36 protein-coding genes are annotated in these 23,524 nt (G+C 50.2%); 23 read left to right on the forward strand and 13 right to left on the reverse strand.

Going from position 1 to position 23,524, the window contains the following annotated elements; genetic code table 11:
• Positions 1 to 5: 5 nt before the first annotated feature.
• Genes ACE6F3_RS04520 through ACE6F3_RS04535 form a run of 4 tightly spaced genes read left to right on the forward strand, consistent with a single transcriptional unit; the run spans position 6 to position 2,126 of the window.
• Complete coding sequence (locus ACE6F3_RS04520) at positions 6 to 377, forward strand: hypothetical protein (protein WP_041341396.1); 372 nt, start codon at positions 6 to 8, stop codon at positions 375 to 377.
• Positions 378 to 1,220: a fumarate hydratase gene (locus tag ACE6F3_RS04525; protein WP_324665428.1), complete on the forward strand. Its 843-nt coding sequence runs from the start codon at positions 378 to 380 to the stop codon at positions 1,218 to 1,220.
• Positions 1,220 to 1,783, forward strand: a complete 564-nt coding sequence (locus ACE6F3_RS04530) for a Fe-S-containing hydro-lyase (protein WP_052470955.1) — start codon at positions 1,220 to 1,222, stop codon at positions 1,781 to 1,783. Before ACE6F3_RS04525 ends, ACE6F3_RS04530 begins: the two co-directional genes overlap by 1 nt.
• Before the next feature lies 1 nt (position 1,784).
• Positions 1,785 to 2,126, forward strand: coding sequence for a histidine triad nucleotide-binding protein (locus ACE6F3_RS04535; RefSeq protein WP_324665426.1), 342 nt, complete (start codon positions 1,785 to 1,787; stop codon positions 2,124 to 2,126).
• Here the strand turns inward: ACE6F3_RS04535 and ACE6F3_RS04540 are convergent.
• The 13 genes from ACE6F3_RS04540 to aroF form a co-directional block, all read right to left on the reverse strand.
• On the reverse strand, positions 2,123 to 2,653 hold the full coding sequence (locus ACE6F3_RS04540; protein ID WP_324665424.1) for an NUDIX hydrolase: 531 nt from the start codon (positions 2,651 to 2,653) through the stop codon (positions 2,123 to 2,125). The genes ACE6F3_RS04535 and ACE6F3_RS04540 overlap by 4 nt on opposite strands.
• Before the next feature lie 18 nt (positions 2,654 to 2,671).
• Positions 2,672 to 3,148 (reverse strand): N-acetyltransferase, encoded by a 477-nt coding sequence (locus tag ACE6F3_RS04545; protein ID WP_324665422.1) that lies wholly within the window; start codon positions 3,146 to 3,148, stop codon positions 2,672 to 2,674.
• Positions 3,132 to 3,986 (reverse strand): NAD(+)/NADH kinase, encoded by an 855-nt coding sequence (locus tag ACE6F3_RS04550; protein ID WP_392654538.1) that lies wholly within the window; start codon positions 3,984 to 3,986, stop codon positions 3,132 to 3,134. The genes ACE6F3_RS04545 and ACE6F3_RS04550 overlap by 17 nt, the downstream gene beginning before the upstream one ends.
• A gap of 71 nt (positions 3,987 to 4,057) precedes the next feature.
• The gene (locus tag ACE6F3_RS04555; protein WP_010936236.1) at positions 4,058 to 4,381 is read right to left on the reverse strand and encodes a hypothetical protein; all 324 of its coding nucleotides are present in this window, start codon (positions 4,379 to 4,381) and stop codon (positions 4,058 to 4,060) included.
• Between the two features lie 92 nt (positions 4,382 to 4,473).
• Positions 4,474 to 5,337: a prephenate dehydrogenase gene (locus tag ACE6F3_RS04560; protein WP_324665418.1), complete on the reverse strand. Its 864-nt coding sequence runs from the start codon at positions 5,335 to 5,337 to the stop codon at positions 4,474 to 4,476.
• On the reverse strand, positions 5,334 to 6,410 hold the full coding sequence (gene pheA, locus ACE6F3_RS04565) for a prephenate dehydratase (RefSeq protein ID WP_041341409.1): 1,077 nt from the start codon (positions 6,408 to 6,410) through the stop codon (positions 5,334 to 5,336). Before pheA ends, ACE6F3_RS04560 begins: the two co-directional genes overlap by 4 nt.
• Positions 6,407 to 7,501 carry a chorismate synthase gene (aroC, locus tag ACE6F3_RS04570; RefSeq protein WP_041341411.1) on the reverse strand — a complete coding sequence of 365 codons (1,095 nt, stop codon included), beginning with the start codon at positions 7,499 to 7,501 and terminating at the stop codon, positions 6,407 to 6,409. Before aroC ends, pheA begins: the two co-directional genes overlap by 4 nt.
• Positions 7,494 to 8,756, reverse strand: coding sequence for a 3-phosphoshikimate 1-carboxyvinyltransferase (gene aroA / locus ACE6F3_RS04575; RefSeq protein ID WP_324665415.1), 1,263 nt, complete (start codon positions 8,754 to 8,756; stop codon positions 7,494 to 7,496). Before aroA ends, aroC begins: the two co-directional genes overlap by 8 nt.
• Positions 8,737 to 9,267, reverse strand: a complete 531-nt coding sequence (locus ACE6F3_RS04580) for a shikimate kinase (protein WP_041341415.1) — start codon at positions 9,265 to 9,267, stop codon at positions 8,737 to 8,739. The genes aroA and ACE6F3_RS04580 overlap by 20 nt, the downstream gene beginning before the upstream one ends.
• Positions 9,251 to 10,111, reverse strand: coding sequence for a shikimate dehydrogenase (locus ACE6F3_RS04585; RefSeq protein WP_324665413.1), 861 nt, complete (start codon positions 10,109 to 10,111; stop codon positions 9,251 to 9,253). The genes ACE6F3_RS04580 and ACE6F3_RS04585 overlap by 17 nt, the downstream gene beginning before the upstream one ends.
• A complete protein-coding gene (gene aroD / locus ACE6F3_RS04590) occupies positions 10,095 to 10,763 on the reverse strand; it encodes a type I 3-dehydroquinate dehydratase (protein ID WP_324665411.1) in 669 nt (222 codons plus the stop codon). Before aroD ends, ACE6F3_RS04585 begins: the two co-directional genes overlap by 17 nt.
• Positions 10,760 to 11,839, reverse strand: coding sequence for a 3-dehydroquinate synthase (aroB, locus tag ACE6F3_RS04595; protein WP_324665409.1), 1,080 nt, complete (start codon positions 11,837 to 11,839; stop codon positions 10,760 to 10,762). Before aroB ends, aroD begins: the two co-directional genes overlap by 4 nt.
• Positions 11,840 to 11,858: 19 nt before the next feature.
• On the reverse strand, positions 11,859 to 12,914 hold the full coding sequence (gene aroF, locus ACE6F3_RS04600) for a 3-deoxy-7-phosphoheptulonate synthase (protein WP_010936245.1): 1,056 nt from the start codon (positions 12,912 to 12,914) through the stop codon (positions 11,859 to 11,861).
• 520 nt (positions 12,915 to 13,434) lie between these two features.
• Here aroF and rpsL point away from each other — a divergent pair.
• Genes rpsL through rpsH form a run of 19 tightly spaced genes read left to right on the forward strand, consistent with a single transcriptional unit; the run spans position 13,435 to position 23,519 of the window.
• On the forward strand, positions 13,435 to 13,869 hold the full coding sequence (gene rpsL, locus ACE6F3_RS04605) for a 30S ribosomal protein S12 (protein WP_010936247.1): 435 nt from the start codon (positions 13,435 to 13,437) through the stop codon (positions 13,867 to 13,869).
• Between the two features lie 13 nt (positions 13,870 to 13,882).
• Positions 13,883 to 14,353 carry a 30S ribosomal protein S7 gene (gene rpsG, locus ACE6F3_RS04610; RefSeq protein ID WP_012881741.1) on the forward strand — a complete coding sequence of 157 codons (471 nt, stop codon included), beginning with the start codon at positions 13,883 to 13,885 and terminating at the stop codon, positions 14,351 to 14,353.
• A gap of 55 nt (positions 14,354 to 14,408) precedes the next feature.
• Positions 14,409 to 16,490 (forward strand): elongation factor G, encoded by a 2,082-nt coding sequence (gene fusA / locus ACE6F3_RS04615; RefSeq protein ID WP_041341429.1) that lies wholly within the window; start codon positions 14,409 to 14,411, stop codon positions 16,488 to 16,490.
• A 24-nt stretch (positions 16,491 to 16,514) separates the two neighbouring features.
• Positions 16,515 to 16,823, forward strand: coding sequence for a 30S ribosomal protein S10 (gene rpsJ, locus ACE6F3_RS04620; RefSeq protein WP_010936250.1), 309 nt, complete (start codon positions 16,515 to 16,517; stop codon positions 16,821 to 16,823).
• Positions 16,824 to 16,831: 8 nt separating this feature from the next.
• On the forward strand, positions 16,832 to 17,449 hold the full coding sequence (gene rplC, locus ACE6F3_RS04625; protein WP_324665405.1) for a 50S ribosomal protein L3: 618 nt from the start codon (positions 16,832 to 16,834) through the stop codon (positions 17,447 to 17,449).
• Between the two features lie 2 nt (positions 17,450 to 17,451).
• A complete protein-coding gene (gene rplD, locus ACE6F3_RS04630) occupies positions 17,452 to 18,084 on the forward strand; it encodes a 50S ribosomal protein L4 (RefSeq protein ID WP_041341432.1) in 633 nt (210 codons plus the stop codon).
• Between the two features lie 12 nt (positions 18,085 to 18,096).
• Complete coding sequence (rplW, locus tag ACE6F3_RS04635; RefSeq protein ID WP_010936253.1) at positions 18,097 to 18,381, forward strand: 50S ribosomal protein L23; 285 nt, start codon at positions 18,097 to 18,099, stop codon at positions 18,379 to 18,381.
• 25 nt (positions 18,382 to 18,406) lie between these two features.
• Positions 18,407 to 19,231, forward strand: coding sequence for a 50S ribosomal protein L2 (gene rplB / locus ACE6F3_RS04640; protein WP_010936254.1), 825 nt, complete (start codon positions 18,407 to 18,409; stop codon positions 19,229 to 19,231).
• A 6-nt stretch (positions 19,232 to 19,237) separates the two neighbouring features.
• Positions 19,238 to 19,519 (forward strand): 30S ribosomal protein S19, encoded by a 282-nt coding sequence (gene rpsS, locus ACE6F3_RS04645; protein WP_010936255.1) that lies wholly within the window; start codon positions 19,238 to 19,240, stop codon positions 19,517 to 19,519.
• A 30-nt stretch (positions 19,520 to 19,549) separates the two neighbouring features.
• Complete coding sequence (gene rplV, locus ACE6F3_RS04650; RefSeq protein ID WP_010936256.1) at positions 19,550 to 19,879, forward strand: 50S ribosomal protein L22; 330 nt, start codon at positions 19,550 to 19,552, stop codon at positions 19,877 to 19,879.
• Between the two features lie 8 nt (positions 19,880 to 19,887).
• A complete protein-coding gene (rpsC, locus tag ACE6F3_RS04655) occupies positions 19,888 to 20,724 on the forward strand; it encodes a 30S ribosomal protein S3 (protein ID WP_392654544.1) in 837 nt (278 codons plus the stop codon).
• Position 20,725: 1 nt separating this feature from the next.
• Positions 20,726 to 21,175 carry a 50S ribosomal protein L16 gene (gene rplP / locus ACE6F3_RS04660; protein WP_010936258.1) on the forward strand — a complete coding sequence of 150 codons (450 nt, stop codon included), beginning with the start codon at positions 20,726 to 20,728 and terminating at the stop codon, positions 21,173 to 21,175.
• 1 nt (position 21,176) lies between these two features.
• A complete protein-coding gene (rpmC, locus tag ACE6F3_RS04665; RefSeq protein WP_010936259.1) occupies positions 21,177 to 21,374 on the forward strand; it encodes a 50S ribosomal protein L29 in 198 nt (65 codons plus the stop codon).
• A 7-nt stretch (positions 21,375 to 21,381) separates the two neighbouring features.
• Positions 21,382 to 21,651 carry a 30S ribosomal protein S17 gene (rpsQ, locus tag ACE6F3_RS04670; protein ID WP_041341436.1) on the forward strand — a complete coding sequence of 90 codons (270 nt, stop codon included), beginning with the start codon at positions 21,382 to 21,384 and terminating at the stop codon, positions 21,649 to 21,651.
• 15 nt (positions 21,652 to 21,666) lie between these two features.
• Positions 21,667 to 22,035, forward strand: a complete 369-nt coding sequence (gene rplN, locus ACE6F3_RS04675) for a 50S ribosomal protein L14 (RefSeq protein WP_010936261.1) — start codon at positions 21,667 to 21,669, stop codon at positions 22,033 to 22,035.
• A 10-nt stretch (positions 22,036 to 22,045) separates the two neighbouring features.
• Entirely contained in the window at positions 22,046 to 22,357 is a 312-nt protein-coding gene (rplX, locus tag ACE6F3_RS04680; RefSeq protein WP_010936262.1) for a 50S ribosomal protein L24, read from the forward strand.
• Positions 22,357 to 22,896 carry a 50S ribosomal protein L5 gene (gene rplE, locus ACE6F3_RS04685; RefSeq protein ID WP_010936263.1) on the forward strand — a complete coding sequence of 180 codons (540 nt, stop codon included), beginning with the start codon at positions 22,357 to 22,359 and terminating at the stop codon, positions 22,894 to 22,896. The genes rplX and rplE overlap by 1 nt, the downstream gene beginning before the upstream one ends.
• Before the next feature lie 8 nt (positions 22,897 to 22,904).
• Positions 22,905 to 23,090 carry a type Z 30S ribosomal protein S14 gene (locus ACE6F3_RS04690; RefSeq protein WP_010936264.1) on the forward strand — a complete coding sequence of 62 codons (186 nt, stop codon included), beginning with the start codon at positions 22,905 to 22,907 and terminating at the stop codon, positions 23,088 to 23,090.
• A gap of 33 nt (positions 23,091 to 23,123) precedes the next feature.
• Positions 23,124 to 23,519 carry a 30S ribosomal protein S8 gene (gene rpsH, locus ACE6F3_RS04695; RefSeq protein WP_010936265.1) on the forward strand — a complete coding sequence of 132 codons (396 nt, stop codon included), beginning with the start codon at positions 23,124 to 23,126 and terminating at the stop codon, positions 23,517 to 23,519.
• The last annotated feature ends 5 nt before the right edge of the window (positions 23,520 to 23,524 follow it).

Genomic DNA, 23,524 nt, shown 5'->3' on the forward strand with positions numbered 1-23,524 from the left:
ATGCAGTGAGTAATGATAAAGAATTTCTGGATGCTTTTTTAAAGCTCAAAACCGAGCTGGATGATACGGTTTACAAGCTTGAAGATGTGGTCATAAACGGCAATCTGGAAGAGAAAGTAGCCGCTTTGAAGGAAGCGGAAGAAACTTTGCTTCCCGCCCTTGAAAGATTTGATACCCTGCCCGAACCCGAAGCTGAAAGTGTTAAAAATGCCCGGGATTCATATAAAAAAGCCATGCAGCTTTATCAGCAGGCCTGCGGGCATTACGTGAAGCTCCTGACCGAGCAGAACCGCGAAGAGGGTAAAGATGGTGCTTACAAAATGAAACAGGCCGGAGACCTGTTTGTAAAGGCCAGCGAGTATCTAGAGGGTAAATAAGTGCGGGAGATAGATTCATCCCAAATAAGTGCGGCTCTCTCGGAGCTTATTGTAAAAACCAGTACCAGCTTGGGCGATGACATTTTAACAGCTTTACATAAAGCATGTGAAGCTGAAGTGTCTCCTGCCGGGCGGGATATACTTCTGAGTTTGCTTGAAAATGCCCGCATTGCCGGGGAGAAAAAAATACCCCTCTGTCAGGATACCGGTACGGCCATTGTCTTTGCCGAAGTGGGGCAGGACGTGCATATAAATGGCAATCTTGTTGATGCTATAAATTTGGGTGTCAGGCAGGGGTACGAGCAGGCTTATCTCAGGAAATCCATTGTCTCCCAGCCGTTTTCCGAACGTGTAAATACCCAAGATAATACTCCGGCGGTTATTCATACCGAAATAGTTCCCGGTGACCGCCTGAAGCTCAGTTTCATGGCAAAGGGAAGCGGAGCGGAGAATATGAGCCGCCTTTTCATGCTTAAGCCCGGGGTGGGGCGTGAAGGGGTGATAGAGGCGGTGCTGGAAACAGTGGAAAATGCTGGCGGCAGTCCCTGTCCGCCTATTATTATAGGGTTGGGGGTAGGAGCAACTGCCGAAAAGGCCATGTTTATGGCTAAAAAGGCTTTGCTTCGGCCGCTGGGCGTACCCAGCCCTGTGGCTGAGGTGGCGGCTCTGGAAGCCGAGGTGCTGAAACGGGTAAATGGCCTGGGTATAGGCCCGCTTGGCTTAGGCGGTAGGGTGACTGCCCTGGGAGTGATGGCAGAAGCCGCACCCACCCATATTGCCAGTTTGCCGGTGGCGGTAAACCTGCAGTGCCATAGCGCCCGCCATGGTGAGGTGGTGCTGTGATATCCGGTATAAAACTGAATTCCCCCTTTAACCCTGCTGAACTGGAAAAGCTGCAAGCCGGAGACAGGGTGCTGATATCCGGTGTTATATATGCCGCCCGTGATGCCGCCCATAAGCGGCTGGTGGAAGCTCTTAATCAGGGCAAACCGCTTCCTTTTGACCTTAAAGGCCAGACTATTTACTACATGGGGCCGTCTCCTGCCAAACCGGGTGAGGTTATAGGTTCAGCCGGCCCTACCACCAGCAGCCGGATGGACCGTTATACCCCGGAACTGCTGGATGCTGGGTTGCTGGCTATTATCGGCAAGGGCAACCGTTCGGCTGAGGTCAGCCGGGCGATTGTAGGCAAAAAGGCGGTTTATTTCATATCTATAGGCGGGGCAGGGGCACTTCTCTCACAGCGTATCAAGGAAAGCCGGATGGTGGCTTACCCTGAACTTGGGGCGGAAGCTATACTGGCGCTAAAGGTGGAGGATTTTCCGGCTATAGTGGCTATTGACTCTCAGGGGAACAACGCTTTTACTCTTGGTCAGTCCATTTACCGCACGGCTAAGGAGGCCTGATATGAGTTGTATATTTTGCCAGATTGTCAAAGGGGAGATACCTGCCCAGATAGTTTACAAAGATGAAGATTTGGTGGCTTTCAAAGACATAAATCCCCAGTCACCGGTGCATATACTTATTATCCCCCGCAGGCATATTGCCAATCTGACCGAGCTGGACGAAGCTGATACCGAACTGGCCGGTAAAATGATTTTACTGGCCGGCAAGCTTGCCCGTGAGATGGATATCGCCGAAAGCGGTTACCGGCTGGTGATTAACAGCGGGCATGAAGGCGGACAGGTAGTTAATCACCTTCATTTACACCTTTTAGGCGGCCGCCAGCTTGGCGGACAGCTGGGTTAGACAGAAGTCCGGCTGAAATACAGCATCAGCCCGGCCAGTGTCTTGGAGTCTGTTATTTGCCCCCCCGCAATCATGGCTTTTACTTCCGCCGGGGTATAGCGGAAAACCTCTATATCTTCGGTATCTTCGGCAGTGAGGGGGGCGTATTCCAGGTCACTTGTCACCAGAACGTGCAGATACTCGGTCAGAAAGCCCGGTGATGAATAAAATCCGCCCAGCAGCTTGAGTTTGTGCGGTTTATAGCCGGCTTCTTCCCGCAGTTCGCGGCTGGCACTTTCTTCCGGTGTTTCCCCGGCATCCATGCTGCCGGCCACCAGTTCCAGCATATCTTGGGAAGCTGCCAAACGGTATTGTTTTACCATCAGCAGTTTGCCGTCCGCATCTTCTGCTATTACTACCACGCAGGGGTTATGTTCCACCAGCTCACGCGGGGCAACTTTGCCCGAAGGCAGTTCCACCGCCGCTTTGCGGACTTTAATCAGATTGCCGCAGTATATATACTGGCTTGAAAGTATCTTTTCTACCATGTTACAGATCTCCTGAGTTTAGGCGGGATTTGCTTCGGTTAGGGATAGCATCATAGCAGTTTCATCACAGTTGGGGAATTTGGGGCATCGGTAGCATTCCCCCCATATTTTGTGGGGCAAGGCATTTTTTTCCACCTGGCGGAAGCCGCATTTTGCAAAGAAAGCCGGTTTATAGGTCAGGCAAAATACGGTGGGTATCTGCAGGGATTTGGCATCTTCCAGACAGGCTTTGACCACCATTTCACCCAGCCCCTGACGGTGGCGTTCTTCGGAAACAGCCAGAGATTTTACCTCCGCCAAATCTGCCCAGCTGATATGCAGGGCGGCACAGGCAATTACCTCACCGTTATCACCCCGGATTACATAAAAATCCCGCAGATTTTCATATATTTCAGCCAGAGAGCGGGCCAGCATCTGGCCATGGTCGGCAAAGTTGTTTACCAGCTTGTGAATAGTGGTGGCGTCTTTTATGGTGGCTTTATCTATCGTATACACTTTCGTTATTACCTTTCAGTTTGGTATCAAGCTCTTTGTAGAAATAATTATCCGGCCTCAGCCTTATGAATTTTATCTTCTTTGCACTTCGCCTGAGACGAAGGATATCTCCGCTTGATACCGGCATATTGATAAAGCCGTCTATACTCAGGGTGGCTTCGTGCCAGGTATTTACCTTTAAATCTATAGTACTGTCTGCCGGAAGTACCAGACTGTAGCCTCGCCCCAAGTGGGGAAGAATAGGGGTAAGAATAATATCAGCTGAGTTTGGCTGGAGGACAGGCCCTCCGGCAGCATACGAATAGCCGGTGCTGCCGGTGGCGGTGGAAACAATAGCCCCGTCAGCTTTATAGGTAGTAAACGGATGTGAGTTTATATCTACCGAAACGCAGATAACCCGGGCAATCTGCCCGCGGGCTACTACAGCGTCATTCATAATAAAAAACTGGCGGGCGGGTGCTGAGTTGTGGGGCAGATACTCTGCTTCAAGCAGGCTGCGTTCATCTATCCAGCCATTACCGGCCAGTACCTTTTCCAGCCCCAAAAGAGCCTCTTCAGGTGAAAGTTCGGTCATAAAGCCCACTTTGCCCAGGTTTATACTTAAAATGGGTATCTCGTGGGGCAAAATGGCATGGGCGGTACGTAAAATAGTGCCGTCACCGCCGGTAGTCACAATAAGCTGGGTGTTTTGTATTTTGGAGGCCAGCTTGTCTGCCTGCCAGGCAGAGTCAGACCAGTTTTCAATCCCCAGTGAGTCCAGCTTGGTGGCCAGCCTGACAGCCAGCTCACAGGCAGCCGGATTTAAGGGGTGATATATAATGCCAATCTTTTTGTACATAACAGAAAATCCTTAAATAAAGACAAAATGAGTGTAACAACCCTAAGTGCGGGTGTCAAACAGAGGAAAGTTTACCTGCGCCTGGAGAAAAACAGCAGCAAAAGGCCGACACAGGCAATGGCTGCACCCCAGACAATTCCGTAGGCCAGCTGTTTTACCAGCAGGAACGTAATGGCACCCAGAAGGAGGCCAATGAATAATACAATAATACCCAAGTACTGCAAGCGGTATGATACATGGCTGCGGGGGGGCGCTTTGGGAGCGGTCCGAACCGGCTTGGGTTTGTCATCTTCAGTGGTATCTGACTTTTTGCCTAGCTTGCCGAATTTGCTGACTGCCCAGACAATAGCTATCAGGCCGCCTATCAAGAGTATTTCTATAGGGCCAACTTTCATAATGCTCCTGCAGGTTCAAAATCAAATACTAAGTATATAGAATACCATAAAATACCGAAAGTTCAAATCATATTCTGTACGGAGTGCATTTATCAGGGCTGTTTTAAGTGATACATGTCCTGATAGGCTTTTTCAAACCCGGGCTCTGTTTGGGCAAGCTTATCTTTAATGGCTTGCATACGGTGGGCAAACCCGATTTTGTCTCCGTTTTTTACCAGTTCAGCCCATCCGGTTGCTCTCTTTATAAAATCGGCTTCCAGTCCTGGCAGCTTTGGCATATTTACCTGGAGTGAGGCATACAGATTCGGGTCTTCGGTTAAAACGCTCTTGGTCAGGGTGTCCAGCAGGCGGAAAGTAGTGCCGCTGGCACCGGCTATACCGGGCAGGTTCTGCCCCAGCAGGGTATCAGCTGACACTATGGCTATAAAATGAGCCAGCCCCAGCACCACTGACATCAGCCGGTCATGCCCTTCCGGGCTAATTAGGCTGACAGTGCTGCCGTGTTTTTCCAGCCAGGTCTTTATCTTTTCGGCAAGTTCAGTTTCTGCTCCGGTAGTGGGTGTCAGGATAAAGTTATAGCCTTTAAGTGATTCTGCCCCCGGCCCGAATACCGGGTGGGTGCCCAGTGTGCGGCAGTGGGGCAAATACTGGTGCATCAGCTCCACCGGGCGTTCTTTTACCGAACACAGGTCAAAAACCAGCTGCTCCGGTCTGGTAAACGGGGCAATTTCCTTCAGGGTGTCTTCAAATGCGTCAATAGGTACGGATATCACCAGACAGTCCATTTCGGTCAGCTGGTCAGGCTGGGTAATCACCTGAGAGCCTAAGCGGCTGGCTACGGGTGCAAGTTTGGAGGGGTTTCGCCCCCAAAGCCAAACCTGATGTCCGTTTTCCGTAAGGAAGCGGCTGAACCACTGTCCCATCTTGCCGCTGCCGCCCAGTATGCCTATTTTCATATTCGTTTTTTCATTTTGGGGTAAGACCCAAGCACTTTCATAAATATAACATGGTCTTCGGCTTTTGCCAGCGCCTGTTTAATGTTTTCGTCCTGGCGGTGGCCTTCTATATCCAGGTAAAAGTTGTACTCCCAGGGTTTAAGGCGGGTGGGACGGGATTCCAGCTTGGTCATATTTATCTTGCGGGAGGCCAGTTCCTTTATAAAGTCATACAGAGCCCCGGCCTCATGTTTGACGGCGAAAACCACTGAAGTTTTATCATTGCCGCTGGGTGCGGAATCCTGCTTGGCAAGGACGAAGAAACGGGTGTAGTTGTTTATATTATCCTCTATTTCCCGTTCCAGCACTTTCATATTATAAATTACGGCCGCTCTTTCGGAGGCGATGGCCGCCCCGTCTAAAAGGTGTTTTTCTTTAATCATTTTGACACTGCCGGCGGTATCGTAGGCCGGTATCAGCTCTGCCCGCAGGTGTTTTAAAAATGACTGGCATTGCCCCAGTGCCTGGGGGTGGGAATAAATGGTTTTTACCCCTTCCAGGGTGGTTTCGGGGTTGGCTATCAGACAGTGGGAAACCCTTAGCTCATGTTCGGCGGCAACCATAAGGTTGGAATCAAGTAGCAGGTCATAGGTGCGGGAAATAGAGCCCTCAAGTGAGTTTTCCACCGGCACTACCGCAAAGCGGGCCATTCCTTTTTCCACTGCTTCAAAAGCCCCGTCCAGCTGTTCGTAAGGCAGGGCGAGGGTGTTGGGGCCGAATATTTTCAGGGCAGTTTCCTCACTGTAGGCACCGGCCGCTCCCTGAAAGGCTACGGTGAACCGCTGCTGTTTCTTGGATATAAACAGTATTTCCTGGTACAGGGATTCAATATCCTGCGGGTCAAGACCCAGAGACCGGGCCAGTGACTGAACCCTGTTTAAAACCTCTGATTCACGTGAGAGGTCCTGAACAGGGGAGTTAGTTTCTTCTTTGACTTTGCCTATCTGGTCGGATACCTCAAGCCTCTTTGCCATCAGCTTGACCAGCTCGGCATCCAGCTCATCTATCTGTTTGCGCAGGTCTGAAAGGTTCATTGTTTTATTACCCTCGGTATCATTCCGGCTCTCAGCGCCAGATCAGCCAGCACTATACAGGTCATAGCTTCCACTACGGAAACTGCCCTGGGTACAATGCAGGTATCATGGCGGCCGCGTATTTCCAGGCTGGTATTAGTCATGGTATCAATATTTACGGTAGGCTGGGATAAAGATATGGAGGGAGTGGGTTTTACGGCCACCCTGAACTGAAGCGGCATACCGTCTGAGATTCCGCCCAGTACACCGCCGCAGTTGTTGCTGGTGGTGCGTATGTGGTTAGCCTGAATACTAAAAGGGTCGTTGTTTTTTGAACCGCGCAGGCGTGAAGCTTCAAAACCTGCCCCGAATTCCACCCCTTTTACCGCCGGAATGGCAAACATGGCTTTGGCCAGTTCGCCTTCCAGAGTATCAAACACCGGCTCTCCCAGACCAACCGGCAGATTAAGCCCTAAGCACTCTACCACCCCGCCCAGACTGTCACCCTCCTCGGCGGCTTGCTGGATAAGCGCCAGCATTTTCTTGGTGGCTGTAAGGTCAGGGCAGTTTACATCACTTTGGCTGATATTCTGGCGGATATCTTTGGTTTTGGGCAGTTTAGCCACTATGCCGCCCAGTTCGGCGGTATAGCCAATCACCTCAATACCGATAGTGGAGATAAGTTTGCGGGCAATAGCCCCGGCCATAACGTGTCCGGCGGTAATCCGCCCGGAGAAACGCCCTCCGCCCCGGAAATCATTGAACCCGCCGTATTTTACAAAACCGGTAAAATCCGCATGCCCCGGCCTGATTTTACTGCGGGTGCGTTCATATTCGCTTGAGTCTATATTTTTATTCCAGATAACCAGGCAGATAGGTGCGCCGGTGGTGAAGTTGTTGAGTATCCCGGAAAAAATTTCTATCCGGTCATCTTCGCAGCGGGGGGTAGCATGGGCTTTGGCTCTGGATTTACGTTTGTCTACTTCCGCCTGGATTTCATCTACATTTATGGCCAGACCTGCCGGCACGCCGTCAATAACTACTCCCACGCAGTCTCCGTGGCTTTCACCGAAACTGGTAATCTGAAACAGTTTTCCCAGACTGTTAGACATCTTTTATTACCTTTCCGCCGAGGCTTTCCAGTTTCTGCCAGAAATCAGGATAAGTCTTGGATACACACTCAGCCTCTGAAATACAGGTTTCCCCGGTAATTGCACCCAGTGCGCCGAAAGCCATGGCAATGCGGTGGTCTCCCAAGCTGTCAATCTCCGCGCCTCTGGGCATTCCGCCTTCTATAATCAGGCGGTCATCTTCTTCGGTAACGTTTATCCCCATGGCGCTCAGCCCCTGGCTTACCGCCCGGATACGGTTAGATTCTTTAATACGTGCCTGACGGACTCCGCTTAAAATACTTTGTCCTTTGGCACAGGCAGCGGTTATGGCCAGAGCGGGCAGAAGGTCTATAGAGTGGGTAAGGTCTGCCTGTATGGCGGTGAGCGGTTTGGGGCTTACCTTTACCCAGTTTTGTCCGCTTTCTACTTCCGCTCCCATCTCACTGAGGAATTTTATCATTATGCGGTCAGCCTGAAAACTTTCTGTATCCAGGTTGGATATAAACAGCGGGGCTGCAATAGCCCCCAGTGCCAGAAAGCTGGAGGCCGAAGACCAGTCTCCCTCTACCCGGTATCTGGCGGGCAGGTAGGGTTGAGGGGGGATACTTATTTCCTGCCAGTCTATAGATGTATAGGCTTTTATACCAAAGCTTTCCAGCGTTTGTTTGGTCATTTTCAAATAGGGCAGTGAAGCCGGCGGGGTGGCCAGATGAATTTCCAGCCCGCTTTTACAGGCAGGCGCCATAAGCATAAGGGCCGAAACATATTGGGAACTTATATTGCCGGGCAGGCTGACCTTTGAACGGGTTATCTCACCGCCCTTGATGACGGTGGTATTGCCGCGGGTTTCTATTTCTATGCCAAGCTGGTGCAGGGCTTGAATAAGGGGCAGCATAGGGCGTCTCATAAGGGAATGCCCTGCCAGCAGGCGGCACTCAAAGGGCAGTCTGGCACATACAGCTGACATAAAGCGCAGGGTGGCGGCAGATTCGCGGCAGAAGAGGTTGCCGGTGGGTTTTTTAAAGGTGTTGCCGGTAAGCTGCCAGCTTTCAGCCTCTGCATCAGTATTTATATCTATGCCCAGCCCCAAAAGAACCTGTCTGCTTGCCAGGGTATCGTCTGCAGCCAGCGGGCTTATAATGCGGCTTTGGCCGTTTGCCTGGGCAGCCGCTATTAAGCCGCGTATGGTGTAGCTTTTTGAAGACGGCACGGCAATTTCTCCGCCGGGCAGGCTTTTATCCAGACGTATTTTCATATTCCCTCAGTTTGTCTTCTATTTCTTCGCAGACTTCATGGCATGATTTGTTATGGGTGGAAATAGTAATATCAGCTGCCGCCCGGTATAAAGGCAGCCGGCTTTCCAGCAATTTTAACATTTTATCCAATCGTTCGGCATTGTACAAAGGGCGGTTGGTATGGTTTTTCAAGCGGGCCTCCAAATCTTCAGGCCGGCTTTCCAGATAGATTACCAGACAGTTTAGACGCATAAGGCTGAGATTAGGGGGGCGCATGACTATACCGCCGCCGCAGTCTATAATCTGGCCTGATTGCCGGCAGAGGTCTTCCAGTACCCGGCTTTCCATCTGGCGGAAATAGTCTTCGCCTTTTTCTTTGAATATGCTGATTATGCTTAAGCCTTCGCGTGTTTCTATGCAGGCATCTGTACTGACCAGCGTTTTCCCCAGCTTTTCAGAAAGCAGTTTGGATACACTGCTTTTGCCGGCACCCATAAAGCCTATCAGGGCAATATTATTTTTTATTTTCATCTAAGGCCAGCTCTGCTTCTTTCATCATTAACCGGAAAGGGGCTTTCTGGTTTGTCCAGATTTCAAATGACATAGCCCCCTGCCAGACCAGCATTTCCAGCCCGTTTATTATTCTGGCGCCTCTCTTTTCGGCATCTTCCAGCAGGCGGGTTTTGCAGGGATTATAAATAGCATCTATGACGGTCAGGTCAGGGCGGAGGAGGCGGGGGGGTACAAGGCTCTGGCCCGCCAGATTTCCCATGCCCACCGGCGTGCAGTTCACGATAACATCAGTATCGGCTAAGGCTTTTTCCAGATTTGTATCGTTCAGTTCCAGCCCCTGGGTTTTGCCGCTGAGACGCAGATACATTTTACCAGCCAAATCTTTGGCTTTTTCCTCCTGGCGGGCAAGTACAGTCAGGTGTCCGCCCAGATTGCAAACAGCCAGGGCAATAGCATGGGCGCTGCCTCCTGCCCCCAGCAGGGTAAAACGCTGCTGGGCGGGGGCTATACGGTTATGCTCCAGCAAGCGCACAAAACCGCCGAAGTCGGTGTTATACCCCTTCAGCCGGCCGTTTTCATTCACAATGGTATTTACCGCACCTATCTTTTCGGCGGCCGGGTCAAGGCTGTCAATATACTTTATGACTTCTATTTTATGGGGTATGGTCACATTTAAGCCGCGTATATTTAAAGGACCCATACTGGCAATTACGTTTTGCAGTTCCTCAGGTTTGGCCGCAATGGTCAGATACAGGTAATCCAGCTTGCAGTGTTTAAAGGCTGCATTCTGCATGGCAGGTGAGACGGAGTGACTTACCGGGAAACCAATAAGCCCGAATAATGCATCAGGTATGGTTTTCATAGTTCACTGACCGGTAGATTTCAATCATCTGCGCCAGGGTCATCTGACCTGATGCTGACTGATTGCCGTCATTCAGGCTGGCGTAGGTAAAAGGGCTTCCGGCCAGCGGGCAGAGTATGCGGCTCAGAATGCCCAGATTCCCCATAGCAAAAGCGACAATCTTTTTATCCGGTATCTCCTTTATCAGATTAAGCAGCTTTATATTATCATTTATTGAGGTAGCAGTGGTAATTACCTTATATATATCCGCCGGGTAGTTGAGCATATCCTTTACCAGTGTCTTCAAATCACCGGCGGAGGGAGTGTCAGTAAAATTATGGTGGGACACCAGACACTTTGATTGCGGGCGGAGCCGCTTAAGTACTTCACCCAGATGGGGGGTGGAGTACTCAATATCCAGCATAAATGCACCGGACGCGGCGGCTTTTTCAAGCAGCCCTATCCGCTCTTCTTCGCTGCCGTTAAAACTGCCCCCTTCGGCAGACCTGCGGCAGGTGGCCATAAATGGTTTATCAAGCATAGCCGCAGCTTCCCGCCAGCTTTCACCCAGCAGGTCCAGCCTTAGTTCATAAAAGGCCGCACCTTCGCTTTTTTTCAGGCTTTCGGCCTCCGGCAGCCGGGTGATTACGCAGCAGACGGGCGGGGTTTTCATTTCATCTCCTCCAGTATGGAAATGACATCTGCCCTTAAAATGTTTTCAGCTATCAAAGGTTCTCCCGGCCTTTTCAGGAGAATAAAACGGATACGCCCGTCTGATACCTTTTTATCATGGTGCATGGCATCTATAATTTTTTCGGGGTCTATATCCTGGGGGCGGGTGGGCAGACCGAAATCAGCTATCAGTTTTTCCAGCCGCAGTACAGTCTCATTTTCACATAAACCCAGTTTTACCGAAAGCCTTGAGGCAAAACACATACCTATAGCTACCGCTGCCCCGTGGCTCTGGCTGAAAGAGGAAGTGCTTTCCAAAGCATGCCCCAGGGTATGCCCGAAGTTAAGTATGTTTCTGATGCCGCGGTCAGTTTCGTCCTGGCAGACTATACCGGCTTTGATGGCGGCAGTCTGGCTTATTATATCTTCCATTATCTCCGGAGAGCGGTCTTTGATAGCCGGGGTATTTGTCTCAAGCTGCTTGAACAGTTCGCTGCTACCAATAGCCGCACTCTTTATTATTTCCGCCATGCCGCAGGCAAATTCTTTTTCGGGCAGGGTTTTCAGGCAGCTTATATCTGAAATAACCAGCTTCGGCTGATAAAAACTGCCCACAATATTTTTGATTCCGCCGTGGTTGACTGCCACTTTGCCGCCGATACTGGAATCTACCTGTGACAGCAAACTGGTAGGCAGGTGTACCAGCGGAACGCCCCGCTGGTAGGTGGCCGCCACAAACCCGCTCAGGTCGCCTATGACCCCGCCGCCCAAAGCCAGTATGGGGGTATTCCTTTCGGCAAAGTGGTTTATCAGCTGAGGATAGATATGGGAAGCCATATCCAGTGATTTATGTATTTCGCCCTCAGGCAGTTCCAGAAACAGGCTGCCTATGCCCTTTGACTCAAGGTGCTTTTTCAGCTTTTTGCCGTAAAGCCTGTTTATATCTATATTGGTTATGACCACTACCCGGTCACAGGGTATGACCTGCTTAAGCAGGTCTGCTGTTTCAGCCAGCAAATCACTTCCTATGAGTATTTTGTATTCACGCCCGCTTAGATTAAGCCCTATACTTTTCAAGGTTCTTTCCTTATATATATTAGTGTTTTTTCACCAGTTTGTTTATCTGGCGGCAGGTATTTATAAGCTCTTTCAGTTCCGGCGGAGTAATCATCTGCGAAGCATCCACCAGAGCCTCTGCCGGGTTGGTATGTACCTCAATCATCAGTCCGTTAGCCCCGGCGGCCATGGCGGCACAGCTCATGCTGTATATCAGGTCACGCCGCCCTGTGGCATGGCTGGGGTCAACCATTATGGGCAAATAGGTTTCCTTCAGGGCTACCGGCACGGCTGCCAAATCCAGGTTGTAGCGGGTGAAGTTTTTGCCTTTGCCCACCGGCACTATGCCTCTTTCGCATAATATTATATCCTTATTTCCCTCTGCGGCTATATATTCGGCAAAAGAAAGGAATTCTTCCATACTGGCCCCGAAGTGGCGTTTGTACATCACCGGTTTGCCTTTTCTGGCCACTGTGGCCAGCAGGTCCTGGTCATACATATTGCGTGAACCCACCTGGAGTATATCTACATATTCGGCAACCAAATCCGCCTGGGATTCACCCCGTATCTCGGTCATTACCGCCATCTCAAAGCGTTCACCGGCCTCTTTCAGCCAGGACAGGGCTTCGGTGGCTTCATCCTTGCCGGCAGAGCCCAGCCCCTGGAAAGAGTGGACGGATGAACGGGGTTTGTAAACGCCGCCTCTGAGTATCTGGGCACCAGCCATCTTTGCCCCTTCGGCTATCTTCATCAGGGCTTCCTTGCTTTCCACCGCACAAGGCCCGGCAATGAAGACCGGCTCGTCCCCGCCGATAGTTATATCTTTTACTTTTATTTCACGGGTCAGCCCCTCAGCCTGCCACAGGTTTGAGTACTCGCGGCTGATAAGCTTGTAAGGGGTTTCTACCATACGGGCTTCCTTGACGCCGGGCAAGCTGGAAAAGTAAGCAAACGGGATTGATTTTTCATCTCCTATCAGGCCGATAATAGTCCGGAACTCTCCCTTTGAGATGTCGGTCTTGAGACCGCAGCGGCGAACTTCGGCAATTACGTTTTCTAGTTCTTCCGGGGTGGCATCTTTTTTCATGATAATCATTGTTTGCTTTCTCCTTTGCTTTTTATACCCGTATAAATCAAAAATCCTCCCGTTGCCTGGGAGGATTTCTAACTTACTAACTGGTGGTTATTGATTTTTTAGTAAAACGTTATCTCCCAAGCAAACTTGTCTTGGTAAAGTAATAATAGTTCTTAAAGGATTTAACGTTTAACATACCTGCATGACAATAGCATAGCTGAAAAGGGTTTGTCAAGAAAACTATTTAGTGCTATTATATGGGGTCTTTTTTCCTGGTGGTTGTTATCGGTCGGGCAGCGGATAAGTGCCCTGAGGCAGACGGGGGATACCCCCAGCTTTAAACCAGCGGGTTTTCAGTGATGGGTGGAGTTGACATCCATATATTGCTGTGCTAGACTAACTTTCTGTTTGTGGTTAGATTTCAGGTTTGACCATATCCGTTATGGTCGACTTATGGGTTTTAAGGATGGGCCTGGCTCATCCTTATTGATTGAAAACGGGAAATTTATTAAAACAGCAATTGTTAACAGGAAGGTACATTATGCCAACGGTTAATCAGCTAGTAAGAAAAGGGCGCTCAAGTGCGGCCAAGAAGTACAAAGCACCTGCGCTGCATTACAGTTTCAATTCTCTGCGCAACAAGGTAGCCTTCGGTGACGGTTCCCCCCAGAAGAGGGGCGTCTGCACCCAGGTAAAGACTACTACCCCCAAAAAGCCGAATTCGGCTTTGCGCAAGATTGCCAGAGTAAGGCTGAGCAACCATATGGAAGTTACCGCATATATCCCCGGTGAAGGCCATAACCTTCAGGAACACTCTGTGGTTCTGATACGTGGCGGCCGCGTTCCTGACTTACCGGGTGTTCGTTATCACATCATTCGCGGTACCCTTGATACCGCAGGTGTGGCAAATCGGCAGCAGGGCCGCAGCAGATACGGCGCCAAAAAGGGCAAAGCCGCTCCTGCCAAGAAGAAATAACCGGAGATAAGATATGCCTAGAAGAGCACGAAAATTTAAAAGAGCAGTTGCCCCGGATTCCAGGTATAACAGCCTGATGCTTTCCAATTTTATAAACAAGCTTATGATGCACGGCCAGAAGGCCACCGCCCAGAGGATTGTTTATGATGCAATTGACATAATGGGTAAACAGGAAAATAAAGAAGGTTTGGCTGTGTTTGAGCAGGGTCTCAAAAATGCCACTCCTTTTATTGAAGTTAAACCCCGCCGTGTAGGCGGTGCTACTTATCAGGTGCCTATTGAGGTTCGCCCTGACCGCGCCCAGACTATGGCTATGCGCTGGATTATCAAAGCTGCCCGCAAGCGGACCGGCAAGTCCATGGCCGAACGGCTGGCGGCTGAGATGCTGGAAGCCTCACGCGAGCAGGGTGCTGCTGTTAAGAAAAGGGAAGAGACCCACAAGATGGCCGAGGCCAACCGTGCTTTCGCCCATTACAGGTGGTAGAGAGAAAATAGGGGGAATTGGATAGCCCTGACGGGTTAGCCAGATTTTAGATAATATGAGCGACAGGAAATACCCTCTGGAGAGGGTTCGGAATATAGGTATCATTGCCCACATAGACGCCGGAAAGACGACTACTACCGAGCGTATCCTTTACCTTACCAAACGTACCCATAAAATCGGCAATATTGACGAGGGTACTACCGTAATGGACTGGATGGAGCAGGAAAAGGCCAGAGGTATCACCATTACTTCTGCCGCCACTTCTGCTTACTGGAACGGGCATCACCTTAATGTTATTGATACTCCCGGACATGTTGACTTTACGGTAGAAGTAGAGCGCAGTCTGCGGGTGCTTGACGGCGGTGTGGTGGTATTTGATGGTGTAGCCGGTGTTGAAGCCCAGTCTGAAACAGTCTGGCGTCAGGCCAGCCGCTACGGTGTACCCCGCATTTGTTTCATTAATAAGATGGACCGCACCGGTGCTAACTACGAGCGTACTTTGGGTATGATTACCCAGCGCCTCAAGGCTAAGTGCCTGCCCCTTCAGATACCCATTGGTTGTGCTGAAACCTTCCGCGGCAGCTGTGACCTGCTTGACTTCCAGTGTTACGGTATGGATAACAGCCCTGAAGAACCCGCTGAGACATTTGATTTGCCCGATGCTGACAAAGAACGGGCAGTAAAATTCCGCAATACAATGATAGAACGCCTGGCCGAAGAAGATGACGAGGTCATGGAAGCCTATCTGGCAGGTGAAGAACTGCCGGTAGAAAAGCTGAAAGCCGCTATCCGCCGGGTATGTCTGGCTAACAAGGCCATCCCCATATTCTGCGGCACTTCACTTCGTAACAAGGGTGTAAAAAGGCTGCTGGATGCGGTCTGTGACTATCTGCCTTCTCCTGTGGATATCCCGGCTATCAAGGGGACTGCCCCTAAAACCGGTGAACCTATGGAACGCCATGCCAGCGACACCGAGCCGTTTTCGGCTCTGGCTTTCAAGATTGTATCTGACCCCTTTGTGGGACGTTTGGTGTATTTCCGCATTTATTCCGGCAATGTTTCAGCCGGTTCGGGTGTGTATAACAGCACCCGCGGCGAACGGGAACGTATCGGCCGCCTTATCCGCATGCATGCCAATGACCGCGAAGAGATAGAATATGCTGATGCGGGCGAAATTGTGGCCAGTTTAGGCCTTCGCAATACCTTTACCGGTGACACTTTGTGTGACCAGAGTGCGCCTATCTTGCTTGAAAGCATAAAATTCCCTGAGCCGGTTATCAATCTGGCCATTGAGCCTAAGACCCGTTCTGATCAGGATAAAATGACCGAAGGTCTCCAGAAACTGGCTGAGGAAGATCCTACTTTCAAGGTTAAGTTTGATGATGAAACCGGCCAGACGGTTATATACGGTATGGGTGAGCTTCACCTGGACGTACTGGTCAGCCGTTTGCTGTCTGAGTTCAAGGTTAATGCCAGCGTGGGTAAACCCCGCGTTGCATATCGGGAAGCTATTACCGCCCATGCCAAGGCTCAGGGCAAGTTTGTCCGCCAGTCCGGCGGCCGCGGTCAGTATGGCGATGTTACCATTGAGGTTGAGCCCCGTGAACGCGGTGCCGGTTATGAATTCGTCGATAATGTTAAGGGCGGTGCTGTACCCCGTAACTTCCTGATGGCGGCCGAAGCCGGTATCAGGGAAACCCTGGAGACGGGCGTATATGCCGGTTACCCCATGGTTGACGTAAAGGTAACCGCTGTTGACGGCAGCTACCATGATGTAGACTCTAACGAAAATGCGTTTAAAATGGCCGGCTCCATGGCTATCAAGGCCGCTGTTGCCAAGGCCAAGCCTATACTCCTTGAGCCTATTATGAAACTGGAAGCGGTTACCCCCGAAGAATACATGGGTGATGTTATCGGTGACTTTAACTCACGCCGCGGCCAGATTATCTCGGTTGAGCCTAACCCGGAGACTACGGTTATCACTGGCAATGTGCCGCTGGCTGAAAGCTTCGGTTATACTACTGACCTTCGGTCAGTAACCAAGGGACGGGCAACTTTCTCTATGGAGTTTGAATCTTACCGTGAAATGCCGGGTGAATTGGCCAATCAGGTCGTTGAAGCCGCCGGCAAGAAATAAGTATACTGGTTAGGGTGATATTGTATGACTAAACAAAAAATCAGGATAAAACTAAAGGGCTTTGACCACAAGATACTTGACCAGTCTGCGCTGCAGATTGTAGAGGCTCTGGAACGGACAGGGGCTACTATATCTGGGCCGGTTCCTCTGCCTACCCGTATCCAGCGTTACAGCGTCATACGCTCATCCTTCATTGATAAGGATTCACAGGAGCAGTTTGAAATCAGGACTCACAAACGTCTTATTGATATAGTGGAAACTACATCCAAGACCATTGACGCCCTGACCAACCTGAACCTCCCGGCTGGCGTAAGCATAGATATTAAACTTTAGGAACGAATATGATTCAAGGTATTATCGGTAAAAAAATCGGTATGACCCAGATATTCCAGGAGGACGGCAAGGCTCAGCCGGTCACTCTGGTAGAAGCTGGTCCGTGTGTAGTGGTCCAGGTCAAGACCGAAAAACAGGACGGCTATGAGGCTGTTCAGTTGGGTTACGGCAAGGCCAAGCATATCACTTCGGCTGTCAAAGGTCAGTGCAGAGGATTCGGTGAATTCAAAGTGCTGCACGAAGTAGACGTGGATGATATTGCGGCGGTTAATGTTGGTGACCAGATTACGGTCAGTGACTTTAAGGACGGCGAAAAGATAGACGCCAGCGGCGTCTCCAGAGGACGTGGTTTTGCCGGTGTAGTTAAACGCTGGCACTTTGCCGGTGGTCCCAAGACCCACGGTCAGTCTGACCGTCACCGGGCTCCGGGTTCCATCAGCTCCACCACCACTCCCGGCCGTATTTATAAGGGCAAGCGCATGGCAGGCCACATGGGGAATGATGCGGTGACTATCCGCAATCTGGTTGTGCTCAAAACTGATGCAGAGAAAAATCTGCTGATGGTAAAGGGTGCTATCCCCGGCGGCAAGAATACAATAATATTAATTAAGAAAACGGGTAAATAAACGTGGAAATTCCTGTTTATAACGCATCCGGAGAAATCATTAAGAATATCAGCATCAGCGAAGACGTCTTTGGCGTGCCCTTCAATGAAGCTCTGGTTCATCAGGCCTTTGTAGCCCAGCAGGCGAATGCCCGCCAGGGTACTCAGTCCACCAAGACCAGAGGTGAGGTACAGGGTTCAAGCCGCAAGATATATCGCCAGAAGGGTACCGGTAATGCCCGTATGGGTACCAACCGTTCACCCGTCAGGCGGCATGGCGGCGTAGCCTTTGGCCCCCGCCCCAGGGACTTCAGCAAGGATTTGCCCAAAAAGATGCGCCGTCAGGCCATCAGGTGCGTGCTGTCCTTCAAACTGGAAAGCGGCGAACTGAAGGTGGTTGATCAGCTTAGCTTTGATGAACCCAAGACCAGAGATATGGCCAAGATACTTGCGGCTCTTCAGGTAATGTCTCCCACGCTTATAGCGGTAGATAATCCTGATACCAATTTTATAAAGTCTGCCCGCAATATACCGGCAGTCAAAACCACTCCGGCTAATCTTCTGAATATATCTGATATGCTCAGGAACAAGCAGCTGGTTATGACTGAAGAAGCGGTACGTCAGGTTGAAGAACTCTGGGGTCAGCGCTCAGGCTAAGGAGAAAGAACAATGAATTTATACGAAGTATTGCGCCGACCGTTAATATCTGAAAAGAACAGTGTTCAAGCTGTCCAGAATAAATACGTTTTTGAAATAGCCAAAGGTGCCAACAAACGTATGGTAAAGCTGGCAGTGGAACAGGCTTTTAATGTAACTGTTGAAGATGTAAACATGCTTCACATACCGGGCAAGCAAAAGCGGATGGGGCGCAATCTGGTCCAGACCGCAGGGTTGCGTAAAGCCATCATCACTCTCAAAGAGGGTGATAAAATAACTCTATTTGAGGGTGTTTAGTCAAGGAAAGGGTGGTTGATATAAAGTGGCAATAAAGATATATCGCCCTACTTCCCCGGGCCGCCGGCATCACAGTGTTTCCTCTTTTGAGGAAATTACCAAGAGCCGGCCGGAAAAAGCGCTGCTGGTTTCGGTCAAGAATGATTCAGGCCGGAATAATCAGGGGCGCGTAACCGTTCGCCATAGGGGTGGTGGTAGCAAAACACAGATTCGCGTTATAGATTTCAAACGTAATAAGCTGGATGTGCCCGGAAGAATAGCGGCTATAGAGTATGATCCTAACCGGACTGCCCGTATAGCTCTGGTCTTCTACACTGACGGTGAGAAACGCTATATTTTAGCCCCTTCAGATTTGAAGATTGGTGATGTAATTATGGCGGGTGAGAATGCTGAGCCCAAGAGCGGTAACGCTTTGCCCCTCAGTGCCATACCCACCGGTACATTCATCCATAATATTGAGCTTATTAAAGGCCGTGGCGGCATAATGGTACGCAGTGCCGGTGCTGCCGCTCAGCTGATGGCTAAAGAGGGTGATTATGCTCTGGTGCGTTTACCTTCCGGTGAAATGCGCAAGGTGCGGAGTGACTGCTCTGCTACCGTAGGCCAGATTGGCAATATAGAGCATGGTACTCTTGAAATAGGTAAGGCCGGACGCAACCGCCACCTGGGCTGGAGACCGACTGTCAGAGGTTCGGCCATGTCACCTAACAACCATCCCCATGGCGGTGGTGAGTGCCGCAGTCCTATCGGTATGACCGGGCCGAAAACCCCCTGGGGTAAACCGGCTCTGGGTTATCGTACCCGCAAGGCTAAATACTCTGACAAACTTATTGTGAAGCGGAGGGGGTAAGGAATAATGTCACGTTCCGTTAAAAAAGGGCCGGCTCTTTGCCCTAAACTTATGAAAAAGGTAGAGGTAGCCAGTGCTACCAACCAGAAGTCCATCATCAAGACTTGGGCTCGCTGGTCTACTATCACCCCGCTGATGGTTGGTTTGAATGTGGGTGTGCATGACGGCAGACGCCACGTGCCCATCTACATCACCGAAAACATGGTCGGGCACAGACTGGGAGAGTTTACCACCACCAGAAATTTCCGCGGTCATGCCAAAGCGGAAAAAGTATCTCAGGTAAAATAGTGAAGTTAACCGGTTAGGGTAGGTTATAAAATGGAAGTAAAAGCAATAGTAAAGGACACGGGATATTCAGCGCTCAAGGTAAGGCTGTGCGTTGATATGGTTCGCGGCAAGAAAGTAAGTGAAGCTATTACCATGCTTCGCTTTATGACCTCGCCTACGGCCAAGGTTGTCTCCAAGGTTATAAAATCAGCCGCGGCTAATGCGGAAAATAATTTCCAGATGAATCCGGCTGACTTAAAAATATCACAGATTTATGCAGATGAAGCGCGAATGCTTAAGCGGATGCGTCCTCAGGCCAGAGGCCGGGTTTCGCCAATATTAAAGCGCTCCAGCCATATAACTGTTGTCGTGGCTGACTAGGAGGGTTAATGGGACGCAAAGTTCATCCAATCGGGTTTAGACTTGGCATTATTAAAGACTGGAGTGCCAAATGGCATTCCAGTGATAAGGGTTTTGCCGAATGCCTCACCGAAGACCTTAAGCTTCGCAAGGCTATTGCCAAGAAGTATGTAGATGCCGCTATCTCTCAGGTAGATATTGAGCGCCAGTCCAACAAGGTGACTGTTTCTGTCCGGACAGCCCGGCCGGGTATTGTTATCGGACGGGGCGGTCAGCGTGTTGATGAAATGCGCCATTTCCTTGAGGAGCTTATCGGCAAAAAGGTACAGCTGAATATTGTTGAAATATCTCAGGCTGAGCTTGACGCCTTCCTGGTTGCCCGGAGTGTGGCAGAGCAGATTGAACGCCGTGTTGCTTACCGGCGCGCCATGAAGCAGGCCATCTTCCGCAGCATGCAGGCTGGTGCCAAGGGTATTAAAGTATGTGCCTCAGGACGTTTGGGCGGTGTTGAAATTGCCCGGCGTGAGGTAATGCACGAAGGGCGTGTTCCTTTGCATACTCTTCGGGCTGACATTGATTACGGCTGCACCAGGGCTCACACCGCCCTTGGAGATATAGGCATAAAGGTATGGGTATACCGCGGTGATATCCTGCCTGAAGCAAAAGAACAATCTGAACCCGAAGTAACGGAAATGGCTGCTGTTATGGCTGATGCTCCTGCTGCCGCTGTTGCCGAAACCAAGGTTGCTGATACTGTGGCCAAACCCAAGAGGGTTACAAAAAAGGCCGAAGCTGAGGCTTCCGCTGAGGAAAAACCGAAGCGCGCAGCCAAAAAGGCTGAGAACATAACCAAGGAAGAGGAATAATATGCTCCAACCCAAGCGTGTTAAGTTTAGAAAGGTACAGCGCGGGCGTCGTGACGGGGCTGCCCATAAAGGCAACACAGTTGCTTTTGGTGAATTCGCTTTGCAGTCTCTTGAGGCCGGCTGGATTACCGCCCGCCAGATAGAGGCTACACGCCGGGCAATCACCCGTTATATCCGCCGCGGCGGGCAGGTATGGATACGGATTTTCCCTGATAAACCCATTACCAAGAAACCGGCTGAAACCCGTCAGGGTGGCGGTAAAGGTGCTCCGGAAGAATGGGTAGCGGTAGTAAGGCGCGGCCGGATAATGTTTGAAATCGGCGGGGTAACCCCCGAAGCTGCCAAAGAGGCTATGCGGCTTGCGTCTTATAAAATGCCGGTTAAGACCCGGTTTGTAGCCCGGGATGTACCTGCGGCTGCAGAAGAAACTGAAGTAGCGGAGGCTGAATAAGATGAATATAAATGATATTCGCGGCCTTTCTGATACTGAAATAAAGAAAAAGCTTGAAGATGCCCATAAGGAACTTTTTGAGCTTAGACTGAAGCTTTCTACCAGGCAGTTAGTGAATCACCGAGAGCTTCCCAGGGTAAAAAATGATATTGCCCGCATTCTAACCGTAATGCGTGAGCGCGAACTGCAGATAAGGTAGGACTGATATGGAAAAAAATAAAACCCGAATCGGTCATGTGATCAGCGATAAGATGGAAAAAACCATTGTAGTGGGTATTGATGTTGCCAAGCGCCATCCCCTTTACAAAAAGACTTATCGCCGGACTATGAAATATCTGGTTCATGATGAAAAAAACGAAGCTAAAATTGGTGATATGATTGAAATAGTTGAATGCCGTCCCATCTCCAAGGGGAAATACTGGCGGCTCAACCGGATAATCACCAAGGGCCACATTGTTGCGGCTCAGGAAGCATAGTTCTGGAGAGAAGAGATGGTTCAGCAGTATACCAGGTTAAACGTAGCAGATAATACCGGCGCTAAGAAAATAATGTGCATCAACGTTTTGGGTGGCAGCCGCAAGCTGCAGGCCAAAGTTGGTGATGTTATAGTAGCTGCGGTAAAAAAATCCAGCCCTGATGCCCAGGCTAAATCCGGCACTGTGGTAAAGGCCGTTGTGGTACGCATTACCAAGCCTTATGCCCGCCCGGATGGCTCTTATATAAAGTTTGATGATAACGCTGCTGTTATTCTGAATGACAAAATGGAGCCCAAAGGCACCCGTATTTTTGGCCCGGTGGCCCGCGAGCTTCGTGATAAAAAATTCACCAAGATTTTGTCGCTGGCGCCTGAGGTATTGTAGAGGTACTTAGATGAGACTGAAGAAAAACGATAACGTGCTGGTAATTGCCGGTAAAGACAAGGGTAAAACCGGTAAGGTTCGTTATGCCTTTCCCCGCACCGACAGGGTGCTGGTGGAAGGCGTGAACATGATAAAAAGGCATTCGCGTGCCAGGGGTCAGGCCAAACAGGCCGGGATTATTGAACGTGAAGCTCCTTTGCATGTTTCAAATTTGATGTTGCTTTGCAGTAAATGCAACAAACCGGCTCGCATCGGCAGCCGGGAACTGGCGGACGGTAAAAGTGTACGCTACTGCAAATCCTGCAATGAGGTAATTGACTAATGCTTAAGGTAGAGGAACGTTACACTAACGCCGTACCTGAACTTCAGAAGGCTTTCAAGTACGAAAATATTATGCAGGTGCCCAAGCTGGTCAAAGTAGTTATAAACACCGGTGTAGGTGAGGCTGTGTCCAACTCCAAGGCACTGGAAACTGCGGAAGCGGACATTGTAGCTATAGCCGGCCAGCACCCGGTAATCACCCGTGCCAAGCGTTCTGTGGCTAACTTTAAGCTGAGAGCCGGTATGCCCATCGGTTTAAAGGTCACCCTGCGCGGACAGAGAATGTATGATTTCCTGAATAAACTCTTCTTCATTACTCTGCCCCGGGTACGTGATTTTCAGGGTGTTTCAAATACCGCTTTTGACGAACACGGCAACTATACTTTAGGTTTTAAAGACCATTCGGTTTTTCCTGAGATTGACTTTAACAAGATTGAGAAACCGCGCGGTCTTGAAGTTTGTATTGTAACTACCGCCAACACACCTGAAGAAGGCAAGAAGCTCCTGGAACTCTTGGGCATGCCTTTCAGTAAGGATTAGAGGAGACTATGGCTAAAACATCTAAAATTGTTCAATCCCAGCGCGCATCCAAGTTTAAGGTGCAGCACCATAACCGTTGTAGCCGGTGTGGTCGTCCCCGGGGCTATATTAACAGGTTTGGTTTATGCCGCATCTGTTTCCGCGAGCTGGCATTACAGGGGCAGATACCCGGTGTCCGAAAGTCCAGTTGGTAGGGTATAATTGAGGTTTAATAACGGGGGTTTACGATGATCTCTGATCCGATTGCAGATATGTTAACAAGAATACGGAATGGCGTAATGGCCAAACACGAGGTAGTAATCATGCCGGCTTCCCGGATGAAACAATACCTTGCCAAGGTCATGAAACAGGAAGGCTTTATTGCCGGTTATGAAGTAATTGGCGCTAAGCCCAAACGTCAGCTGAAAATAGTCCTCCGTTATGACGAAGGTGGTGCTTCCTTTGTCAGCGGGCTGGAAAGAATCAGCAAACCCGGTCTTCGGGTTTATGTACAGCGGGGCGAAATACCCCGTGTTTACGGCGGTTTGGGTATTGCCATTGTCTCCACCTCAAAGGGTGTGATGACCGGTTCACAGGCCTGGCGCCAGGGGCTCGGCGGCGAGCTGCTTTGCAAAGTCTGGTAAACTAG

The organism is Dehalococcoides sp. THU4, assembly GCF_043231265.1.
GTDB classification, from domain to species: domain Bacteria; phylum Chloroflexota; class Dehalococcoidia; order Dehalococcoidales; family Dehalococcoidaceae; genus Dehalococcoides; species Dehalococcoides mccartyi.